Origin of the sequence: Pigmentiphaga sp. NML030171 (assembly GCF_002188635.1) — a bacterium.
Lineage (GTDB): Bacteria > Pseudomonadota > Gammaproteobacteria > Burkholderiales > Burkholderiaceae_B > Pigmentiphaga > Pigmentiphaga daeguensis.
Genome location: NZ_NINX01000051.1, coordinates 12,429 through 27,657 on the forward strand (window position 1 = coordinate 12,429; position 15,229 = coordinate 27,657).

Consider the following 15,229-nt stretch of genomic DNA (forward strand, 5'->3'; position numbering starts at 1 on the left):
GGAAGCTCCCACATGGGCATGACTCTCGTTGAAAAGATGCTGGCCCGCGCCAGCGGCAAGACTTCGGTCCGGCCGGGCGACATCGTGCTGCCCGAGCCGGAACTGGTCATCCTGCACGATGGCTATGTCGAAACCGCCTACAAGCAGTTGCACGACATCGGCTATCGCCGCGTCACGCATCCGGAGCGGGTGGTCTTCGTCACCGACCACCAGGTCGTCTACACCACTCCGGCCTCGATCCTGCGCGGTCGCGCCAATCGGCGCATTGCCGGGGAATGGCGCATCGGCCACTTCCACGATGCCGGCCAGGGCGGGCACGGCCACCTCTTTCCCATGGAAAACGGCCTGGTCAGGCCCGGCATGTTCCTCTTCGCCTACGACATGCACTGCACGAACTTCGGCGCCATCGGCGCATTCGCGATGCGCGCCGGGCCCAACGTGGTATCGGTGCTGGCCACGGGCACGACCTGGACCGTCGTGCCGCACACGCTGCGCGTCACGCTGGAAGGCCAGCCGCCGCCCGGCGTGCATCCCCGCGACGTCGGTTTCTGGCTGGCCCATCGGCTGGCCTCGGGAGAACTGGGTGTCGAATTCGACTATCGCGTGGTGGAGTTCGGCGGTTCGTACTGCGATCGCTTGCCGCTGTCGGGACGGGTCGCGCTGTGCAATACCTTGACCGAGATCGGCGTGCTCAACATCGTGTTTCCGCCCATGTCGCCGCTGGGCGCGCCCCGCGACGGCAGCTGGCTGGAAAGCGATGCCGACGCCCGCTTCGAACATACGCTCGCGCTGGACGTCTCGCGCCTGGCGCCGCAGGTGGCGCTGCCGGGCTCGCCCGATCGAGCGGTCCCGGTCGGGGATACCGTGGGTGTCGCGATCGATCAGGCCTACCTGGGATCCTGTGGATCGGGCATGTACGAGGACTTCCAGGCCGCCGCCGAGGTGCTTGCCGGCCACCGGGTGGCGAACGGGGTGCGCTTCATCGTCGTGCCGGGCACCGTCGAGACGGCCAAGCGCATGGCGCGCGACGGCCTGACCCAACGCTTCCTGGACGCCGGGGCCATCCTGCTCCCCCCCGGCTGCGGCCCCTGTGCCGGCGGCGCCGGCGGTCCCCTGGCTTCCGGGGAAGTGTCGATCTCGACCGCAGCCACCAATGGCCAGGGCCGCATGGGCGCGAAGGACGCCTATTGCTACCTGGGCAGCCCGCTTACCGTGGCGGCGTCCGCCATCGCCGGCCGGATCGCCGATCCGCGCCCGGCGCATTGAGGAGTTCCCATCGATGAACTGGATACAACGCGGCACCGCCCATGTGCTGGGCCATGACGTTCCCCACGACGGCGCGGTCATGGCGTTCGACATCGTGCTCTCGCGCAACACCAATCCCGGCGAACTGATCCCGCATCTCTTCGCCGAACTCGATCCGGGCCTGGCCGGCCGCATCCGTCCCGGCGACCTGATCGTCGCCGGCCGCAACTTCCTGGCCGGCAAGGCGCACAACACCGGCATCATCGCCATGAAGGCGCTGGGCCTGGGCATTCTGTGCGAGTCCATGTCGGTGCGCGCCTTCCAGGGCGTGGTGGCGCTGGCCGTGCCCGCGCTCGCGTCCTGCAGCGGCATTGTGGACGTGCTGTCCGACGGGGAAGAGATCGAAGTGGACTACGCCAACGGCACCGTCACGCGATGCGCCACCGGCCAGGTCCACCGCTACCCGCCGCTGGCACCCGAGATACGCGCCATGATCGGCAACGGCGGCATGCGCGGCGCCCTGCAGGCCCATCTGCGCGCGCATCCCGAACTCGGCCGGCCCTACGCGGAGTAGACTACGGGCCTTTCCTTCGAGGCCCGCCACCATGCCCTTGCAAGCCCACTACGCCAAGACGCTGCCCAAGCCACGCTTCCGCTACACCCCCTGCATCCAGGCCGGCCCCTATTACCAGCTGGCCGGCATGATCGCGCTCGATGCCCAGAGCGGCCAGCTGGAAAGCGGCGGCGTCGCCGCGGAAACGGACAAGATCATGCGCAACATGCTGGGCGCCCTGCCCGAATACGGACTGGCCCTGGACCAGCTCGTCATCGCGCGCATCTTCACCACCCGCTTCGACCAGTTCGCCGAGATCAACCGCGTCTGGGAAGGCTATTTCCCCGAAGGCACGACCCCGCCCGCGCGCACCGCCATGGGCGTCGTGGCCCTGCCGCTGAACGCCACGGTGGAAATCGAGTTCTGCTTCTACCGCGAGGCCTGATCCGCGGTTCGCGAACCAGGCGCTGGCGGCCCGCGAGGCGGACGGCCAGCCGCCCTCAGCCTTGCAGCGCGAGCGCGTTGGGGCCGCCCTTCAGGTAGGCCAGGATGCTGCAGGCGGTGCTGGCCGAGGTCTTCGGATTGGCGGCGGACGGTTCGGCCTGCGTATCGAAGCGGAACTCGCCCAGCACGCCGCGCGCCTCGATCCGGTGGCTGTTGCGCGTGGCGGCGGGATCCGCGACCAGCGTGACCCGGGTGGCGTCCAGCCCGGCTCCCGCGAGGGCGACCGTGGCCGCCACGTTGGCATTCCGCGGATAGCGCCGCGCCACCTCGCGGGCGCTGCCTTCGAACACGACGGCCGGTCCGGCCAAGGCATGTAGATCGCAGGCCTGTTCCGCCGGGGTGCCCAGCCAGGCGCGCGGCGGCTTGATACCGGTATAGCGGACCTCGACCGGGCCGGCGGCGCGGGCCGTGGCCAGCGCGTCCAGGCCGCCGATGGCGCCGCTGATCAGGTGCAGCCGGCGGCCGGTCCTGGCCGCTTCCTCCTTCAACGTCCGCAGCAGGCCGTCGTCGGCCAGCGCGCCGGCCGAGACCAGCGCGAAATGGCGGCCGCTGCGCAGCACGTCGGCGCCGTATTGCGCCACGGCGCCCTGGCCCGCCGCCTCGATCACCAGGTCGACTTCCCTTGCCAGCGACGCGATGTCGCCAACCGGTTCGATCGAAGGCGGCAACGATGCCGCCGCCTCGCCTTCCTTGCCCGCGCGCACGACGACGTTGCGCACGTCGGCGCAGGCATCGCCGGCCAGGGCATCCAGCAGGCCGCGGGCAATCCCGCCCAGTCCGATCACGGCTATGGTGGGTCGGGTCATTTGAGGTCCGCGTTCATCTGTTTGGAAAAAATCGCCGCGAGCTTGCTGGCGGCATCGAGCAGGGCGCGCTTCATTTTCTCGTCGTCGTAGCCCTGCATGCGCTGCGAAGGCCCGACGATGGACACCGAGAACATCACGCCGACCTGGGAAAGCGGTATGGGCGCGGCCACCGCCACCAGCCCGCGGTCGATCTCCTCCCGGCAATAGGCGATGCCGGTCTTGCGAACCCGCCGCAATTCGTCCCGCAACTGCTGCGGCGAAGTGATCGTGCGATCCGTCAGCGCGGGCAGCGGCTCGTCCAGCAGCGCCTCCCATTCCCGTTCGTCGCGAAACGCCAGGATGGCCTTGGCCGAGGCCGCCGCATGGGGCGGCATGACGTGGCCCGGGTTGACGTAGCCGTGCCAGTCCTTGGGCGGCGTGGCCATGACGATGCTCTCGATGCGATTGCCGCGCAGCATGCTCAGGAAAGCCGTCTCCTGGAACTGCTCGACCAGGCCGTAGAGCACGGTATGGGCGACCGCCGCCATCTGGTCGGGCGAAATCGCCGTTCCCAGCAGCCGGCGCATGCGCCCGCCCAGGAGATAGGTGCGGCGCGCGTTGCCCGCCTCCGCCTCGAACGGCGGTTCGGCGTCCAGGCAGCCGGCGCGGCACAAACCGGCCAGCATCCGGTGCAGCGTGCCCTTGGGCATGTCCAGCGCCGCCTGTATCTCGCCGAACGCCAGCCCGGCGGGATGGCGCGCGACCAGTTCGATCACCTGCATCTGCCGTTCCAGCAGGAACCGGTTCTTCGACGACTCTTCTTCCACATCTCCTCCCAACGTGAGCCAGGCGAAATTTTGCCCGCAATGAAAACGCCTTGACGAAATTACGTGCCAACCTGCATTATGTTCCATATAACGATAGATTAGTTCCGAAAAACGGAACTTTTTTTGCCGGACCCGGGCCGGCTTCCTTTCATCGACCCAGTGCAAGGGGGAACTCCATGCGTAAGAACCATGCTTTGAAGCCGCTCGTGGCCGCCGCCATGGCAGCCGCCGTCCTGGCCGGTCCGGCCCACGCCGCCGACAAGAAAGTCAGCCTGCGGCTGTCGCACAACCTGCCCACCACCAACCCCCTGCACTACGGCGTGCTGGTTCCCTGGGCGCAGTCGATCGAAAAGGACTCGGGCGGCAGCATCGCGATCCAGGTATTCCCCGCGCAGCAACTGGGCCCCGCCAAGGACCACTACAACCTGGCCCGCGACGGCATCGCCGACCTGGCCTTCTACCTGGTGGGTATCGAGCCGGGCCGCTTCCCCATCGTCACCGCCGCCGAGATGCCCTTCCTGGTGTCCGACACCGCCAAGGGCTCGCGGGCGCTGTACGAGTGGTACCAGCCCTACGCCAAGAAAGAGATGGCCGACGTCAAGGTCTGCACCATGTTCTATGACGGCGGCGGCACCATCCATTCCAAGAAGCGCATCGAAAGCCCCACCGACCTGGCCGGCCTGAAGATCCGTTCCCCGAACGTCATGGCGGCCAACTTCTACCGCCTGTCCGGCGCCTCGCCCGTCCAGCTGTCGGCGTCCGACGCGGCCGAAGCCGTCGAGCGCGGCGTGGTGGACGCGATCTCGTTCCCCTGGAACCTGCTGCAGGCCCTGGGCGCGGACCGCGCGTTGACCTATCACCTCGACATGAACTTCTATTCGCTGGGCACGGCGATCCTGATGAACAAGTCGTCGTACGGCAAGCTGTCGGCCGACCAGAAGAAGGTCATCGACAACCACTGCAACGCCGACTGGGCCGAGCGCCTGCCCATGCCCTGGTACAACTGGGAACAGGAAGGCCGGGCCGCGCTGCTGAAGAAGCCGGGCCACACGGTCTATACGATCTCGGACGCCAAGGTCGGCGAATGGAAGGCCATGGCCGCCAAGGTCCGCGGCGAATGGGAAAACAGCGTCAAGAAGAACCGCGTCGACGGCGCCAAGGTGTTCGGCGAACTGCAGGACACGCTGAAGAAATACAACGCCGCCTACTGACCGTCCGACGGGCATCGCCATGAAACAACGTCTGCTTGCCTTCCTCGAGTTCGTGCCGTCGGTCCTGCTGCTGTGCATGGCGATACTCACGTCCGCATCGGTGGCCACGCGCTACCTCTTCGCCTACCCGCTTCCGGACGAGTACGAGATCTCGCGCCTGCTCCTGAGCGTGGTGGTGTGCTGGGGCATCGCGGCGGCCTTCCGCCATGACGACCACATCCAGCTCGACATCTTCTGGAGCGCGCTGGGGCCGCGCGCCAAGCGCGTACTGACCCGCATCGGCGCCGCGCTGTGCCTGTGCATCGTCGGCGGCTTCTCCTACGCCCTGGGCACCAAGGTCGTCGACGTCTTCGAAGCGGGGCTGCTGACCGTGGACCTGGAACTGCCGGTCTGGGGCTTCTACACCGCCGCCTGGCTCGGCACCCTGGCCTGCTTCTTCATCCTGCTCCAGCAGGTCATCGCTCCCCCCGAGCCGGAGGCCCACGACGGCCATCCGGACGCCACGGTCTGAACGGACGCACACCATGATCGGCCCCAATCTCGCCATCCTCATCGGCTTCGGCTCCCTGCTGCTGCTCTGCCTGCTGCGCGTCCCCATCGGCCTGGCCATGGGCGCCTCCGGCATCCTGGGCTTCGGCCTGATGACCGGCTTCGAGCCCGCCTTCAAACTGCTGTCGCACTCCGTCATTTCCACCTTCTCCGACTACACCATGGGGCTGGTGCCGCTGTTCATCCTGATGGGCACGGTGGCCGTGGCCTCGGGCATGAGCGGGGAGTTGTTCCGCGCCGCGCAGCTCTGGCTGGGCAACTTCCGCGGCGGCCTGGCCGTGGCCACCGTGGCCTCGTGCGGCGGCTTCGCCGCCATCTGCGGCTCGTCGGCCGCCACCGCCGCCACCATGACGCGGGTCGCCCTGCCCGAGATGAAAAAGCACGGCTATTCGGAACGCCTGGCCACCGGCGTGATCGCGGCCGGCGGCACGCTGGGCGTGCTGATCCCGCCCTCGATCGCGCTGGCCGTCTACGGCTTGCTGACCCAGCAAAGCGTGGGCCTGTTGTTCATGGCCGGCGTCATACCGGGCATCATCGCCATCGCCATGTACATGCTGGTGGTCAAGGTGTGGCTGGCCGTGCGCCCGCAGGATGCGCCGGCAGGCCAGCAGGCCGCGATGCGCGAACGCCTGTCCAGCCTGACGCGGCTCGGTCCCATCATGCTGCTCATCCTGTTCGTCATCGGCGGCATCTATGGCGGCCTGTTCACGCCCACCGAGGCCGGTGCCGTGGGCGCCGCCGGCGCCATCGCCATCGTCGCACTGGGCCGGCGCCTGTCCTGGAAGACGCTGTTCTCCTCACTGGCGGAAAGCGTCCGCATGGGCGCGGCCATCCTGCTGATCATGGCGGGCGCCGTGCTGTTCGGCTACTTCCTGGCCGTGACCGAGACGCCGCAGAAGGCGGCGCAACTGCTCATCGACGCCAACCTGGGCCGCTATGGCACGCTGCTCGTGATCATCGGCATCATGCTGGTGCTGGGCTGCCTGATCGATGCCCTGGCAGTGGTCATCCTGATCGTGCCCCTGGTCTATCCCATCGTGATGCAGCTGGGCTTCGATCCGATCTGGTTCGGCGTGATCGTGACCATGTGCGTGGAGCTGGGCCTCATCACCCCGCCCTTCGGGCTGAATGTCTTCGTGATCAAGGGCCTGTCCAAGCGGACCGACATCTGGACCATCTACAAGGGTGTCACGCCCTTCATCATCGTGGACCTGCTGCGCATAGGCCTCCTGATCGCCTTCCCCAGCCTGGTGCTGTTCCTCCCCGACATGGCGCGCTGAACGCGTAGTAGACGTACCCATGACCATGAAGACTGAGCCGCGCAGCGGCCGACTGGTGCGCGTGCGCACCACCCAGCAGGTCGAACTGACCGGATTCCTCGCGCCCGCCCCCGCGGCGGACGCCCCCGTGCTGATCAGCCTGCACGGCCTGAGCGGCAACTTCGACACCAGTTTCACCTTCGATTTCCTGCAAAGCCCCGACCTGGCCGGCGTCCACCTGCTGTCCATCGGATGCAGCGGCCACGGGAACATCGCCATGTCGCGGGTCGGCGCCGAACCGGTCTACAGGCTGACCGGCTCGGCGTTCGAGTATTTCGACGACTGCATTCCCGACCTGGCCGCGTGGATGGACTTCGCGGCCAGGTCGCACGCCGGCCCCATCGTCCTGATGGGCCATTCGCTGGGCGCCTCGAAAATCCTGCGCTATGCCGCGGCGACCGGCGACGCGCGCGTGCGCGGGCTGGTGCTGGCGTCGGCCGCCGACCTGCGCGGCGCCTTCTTCGCCCTGCATGGCGAGGAAAAGGCCGCGGCCTTCCTGGCCCAGGCGCGGCAATGGGTGGACGCCGGCCAGGGCCGCACGCTGATGGGAGAGGACTGCGTCCTGGGCCTGCTGCGGCAGCGCATTTCCGCGCAGACCTTGCTGGACCGCTTCGAGGAAGGCCGGCCCGCCGATACCTTCGACTTCCACGATCGCCACTCGCCGCAGGCCTTCCGGGATCTTTCGACGATAACGGCGCCGATCCTGTCGCTGTACGGTTCCGAAGGCGAGATCGTCGGGACCGCCGGAGTCCGGGGCGCGATCGAACTGCTGCGCAGCCACGCGACATCCGCGCTATCGTTCTCGTCCGCGGTGCTGGGCGGCAACCATTGGTACGCCGGCCACGAGATCGAAGCGGCCGCCGTCATCGCCAACTGGCTGGCCGGACATGTCCGGAACACGAAGGAGCATCATGACTGACGCACGGGGAATCGCCGCGCTGGCCCAGGGCTACGCCCAGGGCAGCCTGGATCCGGTGGACGTCGCGCGCCAGGCGCTGGACCAGGCACGCGGCCCCGGCATGGACGCGGTCTTCATCACGCTGCTGGAAGAACGCGCCATGGAAGAGGCCCGCGCCAGTCAGGCGCGCTGGCGCGAAGGCCGGCCCCTGGGGCCGCTGGACGGCGTGCCCCTGGCCTGGAAGGACCTGTTCGACATGGCGGGCACCGTCACCACCTGCGCGTCGGACACGCGCCGGCGGGCGGCGCCCGCCACGGCCGATGCGCCCGCCGTGCGCGCGCTCTCGGCCGCCGGCATGGTCAGCGTGGGCAAGACCAACCTGAGCGAATTCGCTTTCTCGGGACTGGGCATCAACCTGCATTTCGGTACGCCGCCCAACCCGCACGACGCTTCGGTCCCGCGCATCCCGGGCGGCTCCTCGTCGGGATCGGCCGTGGCCGTTGCCCGCCAGGTCGTCCCCTGCGCCATGGGCACCGACACCTCGGGTTCGATCCGGGTACCGGCGGCCCTGAACGGGCTGGTCGGCTGGAAGCCCAGTTCGGCCCGCTACGATCAACGCGACGTCTTTCCGCTGGCGCCTTCGCTCGACAGCATCGGCCCCCTGGTGCGGACCGTGGCCGATGCCTGCCTGATCGACGATGCTCTGCTGGGCCGCGCGCCGGTCCTGCGGACGAGCGCCGACCGCCCCGCCGCGCGGCTGGTGATTCCCTCGGGCATCGTCATGAGCGAGCTCGAACCGGGCGTGGCCGCCGCGTTCGAGGCCGCGGCCGAGCGCCTGTCCCGGCGCGGCTTCACCGTCGAACGCCGGTCGGTCCCCGCGCTGGACCTGACCCATTACCTGTTCGCCACGTTCGGCACGCTGGTGGGCATCGAGGCGGCCGCCGTACACCGCGAACTGCTGGACGATCCGGCGGCGCTCGCGCGGGTCGACGCCCGCATCGTGCAGCGGCTGCGGCTGGGCCAGGCCATCCCGGCGCCAAGCCGGCAGGCCCTGCGCGACAACCGGCCGCTGCTGGTGTCGGCCTTGGCCACGGCCCTCGCTCCCGGCGAGGCGCTGCTGTTTCCCACCGTGCCCATGGCGGCCCCGCCCATCGCGGCGCTGGCGGCCGATCCGGCCTGGTTCGCGCAATGCAATGCGCGCGTGCTGCGCAACACCATGATAGGCAGCTATCTGGACATGCCCACGCTCGCCCTGCCCTGCGGCACCGACGGCGCCGGCCTGCCCGCCGGCATGAGCCTGGCGATGGCGACCGGCCGCGACGAAGCCCTGCTGGCGCTCGGCCTTGCCGTCGAGCGCGAATTGGCGGCCTAGGACCTGTTCACGCCCAAAGGGGCTCGCCTCACCACTTCCGGCGGCCGGCCAACGTCTCGGCCAGCAGCCGGAAATCGCCCCGCAGCGACCACCAGGGATGGGTGAACGTGGCGGGGCGGTTCTTCTCGAAGAAGAAATGCCCGGTCCAGGCCAGGCCGTACCCGCAGGCCAGCGCGGCCACGAGCAGCCAGGGCTGGCGCAGCCCGGCCGCCAGCAATACCAGCAGCAGGGCCAGGCCCGTACCCGCGACGTGCAGGCGCCGGGATACGGGATGCGCGTGTTCCCCCAGGTAAAACCCGTAGAACTCATCGAAATTGCGATAACGCCGCGCGGCTTCGCGCATGTCCCGTCCTCCCGCAAATACCCATGACTGGGTAGCGCCTTTCTTGCGATCCCCCGTGTATCATCGTGTAACCAAACATCCATCCCGTGGGGGAATCACACCGATGAGAATACTCGCCGAAAAGGGGCAAGCGACCATGCCCTCGGTCCGGTCCGGCAATCATGGCATGCGCCGGGGCCGGGCGGCAGTGGCCGTGATGCTGTTGTCGGCCATGCTGGCCGCCTGCGGTGGCGGCAGCGGCGCCAAGCCGGCTCCCGAGGCCGGCAAGGTATCCGGCATGGTCACCTACGACTTCGTGCCGGCGGTCAAGTCCCAGGGACTGGACTACGCCAAGACCCGTGCGCTGCCGGTGCGCGGCGCCGTGGTGGAAGCCTTCAGCGGAGCCGAGATCCTGGGCAGCACCGTGACCGACGCCCAGGGCAGGTATTCCCTCGTGCTGCCTCCGGGCCGCGAGGTCAAGATCCGGGTGCAGGCGCGCCTGTTGCGCGAAAGCAAGGAAGGCGCCTGGAGCGTGGCGATACGCGACAACACCAAGCCGGGCTACACGGCGGTTCCCACCAACGCGCCCATCTATGCCATGGAAAGCAAGGCGCTGTCCGTGCCCCAGGAAAGCATGGTCCTCGACCTGCACGCGGCGTCGGGCTGGAGCGGCAGCAACACCGCGGGCAGCTACGCCGGCGCCCGCGCGGCCGCGCCCTTCTCCGTGCTGGACCAGGCCTACGGCGCCATGCAGCGCTTCCTGGCCATCGCGCCGGATATCAACTTCCCCCACCTGAACATCTACTGGAGCGAGAACAACGGGCCTGCCGAGGGCGAGCCGAAGAACGGCGACATCGGCACCAGCCACTTCAATTCCGAAGGCCCCGCTCCCGGCCTCTACATCCTGGGCAAGGAAGACGTCGACACCGACGAGTACGACACCGGCGTGCTGGTCCATGAATGGGGCCACTACTTCGAAGGCCGGATCTCGCGCTCGGACTCCGTGGGCGGCTCGCACGGCGCCGGCGACAAGCTCGACATGCGCGTGGCCTGGGGCGAAGGCTGGGGCAACGGGCTGGCCGGCATCGTGCGCAACGATCCCTTCTACGTCGACACCTCGGGCAAGAAGCAGCAGGACAGCTTCTACCTCGACGTCAGCGCACCGCCGGCTCCGCCCGACGATGCCGCCTGGTACAACGAATCGGCAATGCAGTACTTCATCTACCAGCTCGCGCAGCAGCCCGGCGGCTTCGAGACCACGATCTCCATCCTCCGCAACGAGCAGAAGCGCACGCCGGCCTTCACCAGCATCTTCCCGTTCGGCACCGCCCTGGCCAAACACCTCACCGACAGCACCGTGATCGGCAAGGTGAACGCGCTGCTGACCTCGGTCGGCACGCCCACGCTGGACGAGCTGGACGATTGGGGCGGCCCCGCGTCCTACACGATTCCGACCGTGCCGCCGGAAGTCGCCAAACCCTATGTCCGCTTCGATGCGCCCGCCGCCGGCGCCCCCGCGGCCACGCAGCAGGTATGCGTATCCAACCTGCTGGGCGGGGAATACAACAAGCTGGACCAGGGTCGCTTCCTGCGGCTCGAAGTGCCCAGCGCGGGCACCTACCGGCTGAGCGCGACCCTCGTCTCGCCCCCGGCTTTGGTAACCAAGGCCCACTTGTGGCTGTCCCGCCAGGGTGTGAAGATCCAGGAGGACGACGACGCGGTCGAAAGCACGCTCGAAGCCGGCACCTACACCGCCTTCCTGGTGGATACCGCGCTGACCAACGGTGGCGACGACGACGAGGACAGCGCCGCCCCCGACCCCGGCCCCGCCCCGGTCCCCGCCAACACCCGTGTCTGCTACCAGGTGAGTCTCGAACGTACTTCCGCAGGAGCCCTGTAATGCGCCCGCCTCTGAACATCGCCGCCGCCCGCCTGGCCATCCTGCTGGCGGCCGCTCTTCCCATTCTTCCCGCCTGCGCCCATGAAGCCCGGCAAGCGCCCGCGGCGACGGCTCCGGCCACCGGCGCCAACGCCTTCGTGGCGCGTCCAGGCAAGCCCGGCGACCTCGTCGCCGTCTCGGTCCGGGCGCCGTCGGCGCCGCTGGCCACGGGCCCCGCTTCCGTTGGTCTGTCGCTGCGCGGATCGCCGGGGGTGACCCAGGTGGAACTGAAGTACGGCGTCGAAGGCGCGCTGCGCGTGGATGCGGCGTCGCCCACGGTCGTCCCGCTGGATGCCCAGCGGCGCGCCGTCGTCGAGGTGCCCGTCACGGTGTTGGGCACCGGGGTGCACTACCTGAACGTCTACGTCACGGCCAACGGACGGCACAGTGCCTTCTCGGTGCGCCTGGACGCCGGCCAGGCGGCCACCCGGAACCGCAAGCAGTCCGCGCCCGACCAGGGCGACTTCGTCGTGCTGCCGGCGCAGGAAACCCGCTCCGGCGGTACCGCGCAATAGCCCGGTCCCGGGCGGCGCGTCCGCGCCGCCATCCCGCGCACCGGCCGGGCGCCATGCCCGGCCGGCCGCGCAACGCTCAATCCACCTGCACGCCTATCATCTTCGCGATCTCGCCCTGGCGCCGATACTCCTTGTGGACGAAATCGGCGAACTCGCGGCGGCTCATCGGCGAATTGATCGAACCACGCTCTTCCATGGAACGCTCGAACGCCGGATCGCTCAGCACGGCGTTCACCGCCTGGTGCAGGCGATCCAGCCGCTCGGGCGGCGTTCCCTTGGGCACGAACAGACCGTCCCAGGCAAACAGCTCATACCCCGGCACCCCGCTTTCGGACAGCGTGGGCGCGTCCGGCAGCGTGGGAATGCGCTGCGGCGTGGAAACGGCCAGCACCTTGATCTGCTTGCTCTTGGCCAGCGGCACGAGATAGGGCGCGACGTCGATCATGAAGGACACGCGGCCCGACCGTACGTCGGTCGAGGCCGGCGCGCCGCCCTTGTAGGGCACGTGCGTAAGGTCGATCTTCGCCATCTGCTGGAGCAGGCCACAGGCCATGTGCGACGCCGTGCCGTTGCCGGCCGAGGCGCAGGTCAGTTCGCCCGGGTGCTTCTTCGCATAGCCGATCAGTTCCTGCGCGGAATTGAACGGCGAGTCGGGACTGACGAACATCACCATCGAGATGACCGAAAAACGCGCGACCGGCTCGAAATCGTCCGGCGCGTAGCCCACCGCCTTGTACAACCAGTGGTTGGTCGCCATCGTGCCGTTCGTGCCGAACACCACCGTCTGTCCGTCCGGGGCGGCGCGGGCGCCGGCGGCGGTGCCGATGTTGCCCCCAGCCCCAGCCCGGTTGTCGATGATGATGGGCTGGCGCAATTGCTTTTCCATTTCACGCGCATACAGCCTGGCCAGCGTGTCGCCGCCGCCGCCCGCGACGAAAGGGACGATCATGGTCAGCGGACGCTGGGGCCACTCGGCGGCGCCGGCCGCGGCGGCACCCGACGCCATCGCGGCCAGCAGGGCCAGGGTGCCGAGGATGCGGGCCGGCTTCCCGTTCTTTTTCACATGCATGCTTGTCTCCTTGTCTTGTCTGTGAACCTGTCCCGGTCAATCCACCCCGGCTTCCAGCAGCTCGACCGGGTCGCCGTAGCGGGCGGCAATCGCGACCACCTCGGGATCGCGCAGCGCGCACAGGAAACCCTGGTCGATCAGGGTGTTGCGCCCTGCCGTGACGGTGGCGTCCAGGCACACCAGGTCCATGTGCACGGGCGGCTCTTCCCAGTCGGGCAGCACGCGGCGGATGTAGTCGTTCGGCTTGGCCAGGTCGATGCCGAAATGCAGCGCCCCCGGGGCGTTCGAACCGGCGGGATAGATGGTGTGGCGCGGCGCCTTGGGATTGAAGCCGCAGCCGCCGCCTTCGATCATGCGGCCGCCCACCAGCATGTCGCGCAGGATCTTCGCCTCCTCTGAATTGCCCTCGACCGCGCTGACGTATTCGCCTTCGAAACGCACGGCGATCCGTTCTTCGAAAGGCCGGGCGAAGCCCACTGCCCACTGCGGATAGATCACGCCCGACATCGGTGTCTTGACGGCGTGGTCGTTGCGCACCGCCGTCCGGTCCCAGAGGTTGGGACCGTGGGTCGGCAGGTAGTGCACGTAGCAGCCGGGCTCCTCGGCCGTCGTCACGCCGCGCCAACGATTGGACGACAGCATCGTGTCGCGCGTTTCCGGCGTGAAGCCGATGCGGAAGTCGGTCCCGCGCGCGTCGGTGAAATGCAGGTCGAAATCCTCTCCCTTGGGATAGCGGCCGGCCGTGGCCCGGCACAGCGCCCCCACGATCTCGCTCGGAAAGCGCGCCTGCGGCGTGTGCAGCAGGTCGAGATTGCGGAAGTAGGTGATCTTCACCCAGCGCTGCCCCTGCTTGCGCATCGCGATGCAGAACGGGTCCTCGATCGAACAGAACCAGGTGGACACCACGAAGTCCGCCTGCTCGAGCAGGCCTTTCACGGGCTCCGGCACCTCGGTCACGCGCGAATTGGGTTCGGTATAGACGCGCACCTGCGCGCCGCGCGCCTTGGCCAGCCCCACCACCGCATCGACCACCCGGGTATCGAGCAATTGATCGGTCAGCATCAACACGCGCTCGCCCGGCCGGATGGCGAACACCTTGGCGAAGTTATCCAGCGCCTGGAAGAAGTGCTTGGTCTGCACGACGGAGTCGGCCAGCGCAGGCGGCAGGCCCACGAAGGCGGAAGATGGGATCATGGCTTCCTCTTTCTTAGATCTATAATTAAATTGCATGCAAATTATTGGGCAATCTTCTTTTTTATTCAATATCAATCTAATTTTGCATGCAAATCAGTATGATCCCGACATAGCGGTTACTATCCCCCGCACCAAGGACTACGACGCTCGTCCCCGGCAGATGGCCACTCAAATACACACCGTCGCAGGCGAACTGCGCCGACGCATCATGTCCGGCACCTATCCGCCCGGCGAACGGCTGGTCGAACTGCAGCTCGCGGCGGACCTGGGCGTCTCGCGCACGCCCATCCGCCTCGCGTTCGAGGAACTGGTCAAGGAAGGCCTGCTGGAGCGGCTACCGACCCGTGGCTTCCGGGTCAAGGCGGTGGACCTGGACGACCTTGCCAACGCCCTGGACGTACGCGGCACGCTGGAAGGCATGGCGGCGCGGCTGGTGGCCGAGCAAGGCGCGCGGCCGGAGGTGACGCAGGCCCTGCGCGATTGCGTGGAGGAAGGCTGGAACCTGCTCGAGGATGCGGCCGGCAACGGCTATCGCGTGGAAACGCCTCGCTGGTCCGCCATGAACGAGAAATTCCATGCCGTGCTGATCCAGGCCGCGGGCAACCCGCCGCTGGCCAGCGCGCTGGCGCACGTCTCGCAGATCCCGCTGGTGGGCGCGGCCGTGCTGGGCCTGGGCCTGGACGACACCATGCCGCAACCCGAATACGCCTACATCCATCGCGCCCAGCAGGACCACGACGACATCGTCGCGGCCATCGAACTGGGCGAAGGCGCACGCGCCGAAAACCTGATGCGCGAACACGTGCGCCGCAGCCGCGACAACAAGCGTCGCATCTACCAGCTCCGCATCGATGCCCTGCGCCGTCCGGCCAGGTAAGGACATGGCGCGGCCGCTACAATAGGGCCATTGCAAACTATCGCGGAACA

General features: G+C 68.2%; 16 protein-coding genes. 11 read left to right on the forward strand and 5 right to left on the reverse strand.

Annotation, left to right across the window (positions count from 1 at the left end; genetic code table 11):
* The first annotated feature begins 18 nt into the window (after nt 1–18).
* Genes CDO46_RS25090 through CDO46_RS25100 form a run of 3 tightly spaced genes read left to right on the forward strand, consistent with a single transcriptional unit; the run spans nt 19 to nt 2,243 of the window.
* Nucleotides 19–1,266 carry an aconitase family protein gene (locus CDO46_RS25090; RefSeq protein WP_176400845.1) on the forward strand — a complete coding sequence of 416 codons (1,248 nt, stop codon included), beginning with the start codon at nt 19–21 and terminating at the stop codon, nt 1,264–1,266.
* Between the two features lie 13 nt (nt 1,267–1,279).
* Nucleotides 1,280–1,819: a hypothetical protein gene (locus CDO46_RS25095; RefSeq protein WP_087841302.1), complete on the forward strand. Its 540-nt coding sequence runs from the start codon at nt 1,280–1,282 to the stop codon at nt 1,817–1,819.
* Nucleotides 1,820–1,850: 31 nt separating this feature from the next.
* Entirely contained in the window at nt 1,851–2,243 is a 393-nt protein-coding gene (locus CDO46_RS25100; RefSeq protein ID WP_087841303.1) for a RidA family protein, read from the forward strand.
* A 55-nt stretch (nt 2,244–2,298) separates the two neighbouring features.
* Here CDO46_RS25100 and CDO46_RS25105 read toward each other — a convergent pair whose 3' ends face one another.
* Together CDO46_RS25105 and CDO46_RS25110 are read right to left on the reverse strand one after the other, a co-directional pair.
* A complete protein-coding gene (locus CDO46_RS25105; RefSeq protein WP_087841304.1) occupies nt 2,299–3,108 on the reverse strand; it encodes an aspartate dehydrogenase in 810 nt (269 codons plus the stop codon).
* Nucleotides 3,105–3,914, reverse strand: coding sequence for an IclR family transcriptional regulator (locus CDO46_RS25110; RefSeq protein ID WP_207958667.1), 810 nt, complete (start codon nt 3,912–3,914; stop codon nt 3,105–3,107). Before CDO46_RS25110 ends, CDO46_RS25105 begins: the two co-directional genes overlap by 4 nt.
* Before the next feature lie 176 nt (nt 3,915–4,090).
* Here CDO46_RS25110 and CDO46_RS25115 point away from each other — a divergent pair, with 176 nt between their 5' ends.
* From CDO46_RS25115 to CDO46_RS25135, 5 genes are read left to right on the forward strand one after another with little or no spacing between them, the layout of a single operon-like run.
* Complete coding sequence (locus tag CDO46_RS25115) at nt 4,091–5,125, forward strand: TRAP transporter substrate-binding protein (RefSeq protein ID WP_207958666.1); 1,035 nt, start codon at nt 4,091–4,093, stop codon at nt 5,123–5,125.
* Between the two features lie 19 nt (nt 5,126–5,144).
* Nucleotides 5,145–5,636, forward strand: a complete 492-nt coding sequence (locus CDO46_RS25120; RefSeq protein WP_217896334.1) for a TRAP transporter small permease — start codon at nt 5,145–5,147, stop codon at nt 5,634–5,636.
* Between the two features lie 13 nt (nt 5,637–5,649).
* Entirely contained in the window at nt 5,650–6,954 is a 1,305-nt protein-coding gene (locus CDO46_RS25125; RefSeq protein WP_087841306.1) for a TRAP transporter large permease, read from the forward strand.
* 19 nt (nt 6,955–6,973) lie between these two features.
* Entirely contained in the window at nt 6,974–7,912 is a 939-nt protein-coding gene (locus CDO46_RS25130; RefSeq protein ID WP_087841307.1) for an alpha/beta fold hydrolase, read from the forward strand.
* A complete protein-coding gene (locus CDO46_RS25135) occupies nt 7,905–9,263 on the forward strand; it encodes an amidase family protein (protein WP_087841308.1) in 1,359 nt (452 codons plus the stop codon). Before CDO46_RS25130 ends, CDO46_RS25135 begins: the two co-directional genes overlap by 8 nt.
* Nucleotides 9,264–9,291: 28 nt before the next feature.
* Here CDO46_RS25135 and CDO46_RS25140 read toward each other — a convergent pair whose 3' ends face one another.
* On the reverse strand, nt 9,292–9,606 hold the full coding sequence (locus tag CDO46_RS25140) for a DUF962 domain-containing protein (protein WP_087841309.1): 315 nt from the start codon (nt 9,604–9,606) through the stop codon (nt 9,292–9,294).
* 103 nt (nt 9,607–9,709) lie between these two features.
* Here CDO46_RS25140 and CDO46_RS25145 point away from each other — a divergent pair, with 103 nt between their 5' ends.
* Nucleotides 9,710–11,485 carry a hypothetical protein gene (locus CDO46_RS25145; RefSeq protein ID WP_132980102.1) on the forward strand — a complete coding sequence of 592 codons (1,776 nt, stop codon included), beginning with the start codon at nt 9,710–9,712 and terminating at the stop codon, nt 11,483–11,485.
* Nucleotides 11,485–12,039 (forward strand): hypothetical protein, encoded by a 555-nt coding sequence (locus CDO46_RS25150; RefSeq protein ID WP_087841311.1) that lies wholly within the window; start codon nt 11,485–11,487, stop codon nt 12,037–12,039. The genes CDO46_RS25145 and CDO46_RS25150 overlap by 1 nt, the downstream gene beginning before the upstream one ends.
* Nucleotides 12,040–12,115: 76 nt before the next feature.
* Here CDO46_RS25150 and CDO46_RS25155 read toward each other — a convergent pair whose 3' ends face one another.
* Together CDO46_RS25155 and CDO46_RS25160 are read right to left on the reverse strand one after the other, a co-directional pair.
* Complete coding sequence (locus CDO46_RS25155; RefSeq protein ID WP_087841312.1) at nt 12,116–13,108, reverse strand: tripartite tricarboxylate transporter substrate binding protein; 993 nt, start codon at nt 13,106–13,108, stop codon at nt 12,116–12,118.
* Between the two features lie 36 nt (nt 13,109–13,144).
* Nucleotides 13,145–14,302 carry a hypothetical protein gene (locus CDO46_RS25160; RefSeq protein ID WP_087841313.1) on the reverse strand — a complete coding sequence of 386 codons (1,158 nt, stop codon included), beginning with the start codon at nt 14,300–14,302 and terminating at the stop codon, nt 13,145–13,147.
* A gap of 160 nt (nt 14,303–14,462) precedes the next feature.
* Between CDO46_RS25160 and CDO46_RS25165 the strand changes: the two genes are divergently transcribed.
* On the forward strand, nt 14,463–15,179 hold the full coding sequence (locus CDO46_RS25165; RefSeq protein WP_087841314.1) for a GntR family transcriptional regulator: 717 nt from the start codon (nt 14,463–14,465) through the stop codon (nt 15,177–15,179).
* Nucleotides 15,180–15,229 lie beyond the last annotated feature (50 nt).

Coding starts and splice junctions, on each gene's coding strand:
- CDO46_RS25090 (WP_176400845.1), top strand. CDS start 19: ATGACTCTCGTTGAAAAGATGCTGGCCCGCGCCAGCGGCAAGACTTCG.
- CDO46_RS25095 (WP_087841302.1), top strand. CDS start 1,280: ATGAACTGGATACAACGCGGCACCGCCCATGTGCTGGGCCATGACGTT.
- CDO46_RS25100 (WP_087841303.1), top strand. CDS start 1,851: ATGCCCTTGCAAGCCCACTACGCCAAGACGCTGCCCAAGCCACGCTTC.
- CDO46_RS25105 (WP_087841304.1), bottom strand. CDS start 3,108: ATGACCCGACCCACCATAGCCGTGATCGGACTGGGCGGGATTGCCCGC.
- CDO46_RS25115 (WP_207958666.1), top strand. CDS start 4,091: ATGCGTAAGAACCATGCTTTGAAGCCGCTCGTGGCCGCCGCCATGGCA.
- CDO46_RS25120 (WP_217896334.1), top strand. CDS start 5,145: ATGAAACAACGTCTGCTTGCCTTCCTCGAGTTCGTGCCGTCGGTCCTG.
- CDO46_RS25125 (WP_087841306.1), top strand. CDS start 5,650: ATGATCGGCCCCAATCTCGCCATCCTCATCGGCTTCGGCTCCCTGCTG.
- CDO46_RS25130 (WP_087841307.1), top strand. CDS start 6,974: ATGACCATGAAGACTGAGCCGCGCAGCGGCCGACTGGTGCGCGTGCGC.
- CDO46_RS25135 (WP_087841308.1), top strand. CDS start 7,905: ATGACTGACGCACGGGGAATCGCCGCGCTGGCCCAGGGCTACGCCCAG.
- CDO46_RS25140 (WP_087841309.1), bottom strand. CDS start 9,606: ATGCGCGAAGCCGCGCGGCGTTATCGCAATTTCGATGAGTTCTACGGG.
- CDO46_RS25145 (WP_132980102.1), top strand. CDS start 9,710: ATGAGAATACTCGCCGAAAAGGGGCAAGCGACCATGCCCTCGGTCCGG.
- CDO46_RS25150 (WP_087841311.1), top strand. CDS start 11,485: ATGCGCCCGCCTCTGAACATCGCCGCCGCCCGCCTGGCCATCCTGCTG.
- CDO46_RS25155 (WP_087841312.1), bottom strand. CDS start 13,108: ATGCATGTGAAAAAGAACGGGAAGCCGGCCCGCATCCTCGGCACCCTG.
- CDO46_RS25160 (WP_087841313.1), bottom strand. CDS start 14,302: ATGATCCCATCTTCCGCCTTCGTGGGCCTGCCGCCTGCGCTGGCCGAC.
- CDO46_RS25165 (WP_087841314.1), top strand. CDS start 14,463: ATGGCCACTCAAATACACACCGTCGCAGGCGAACTGCGCCGACGCATC.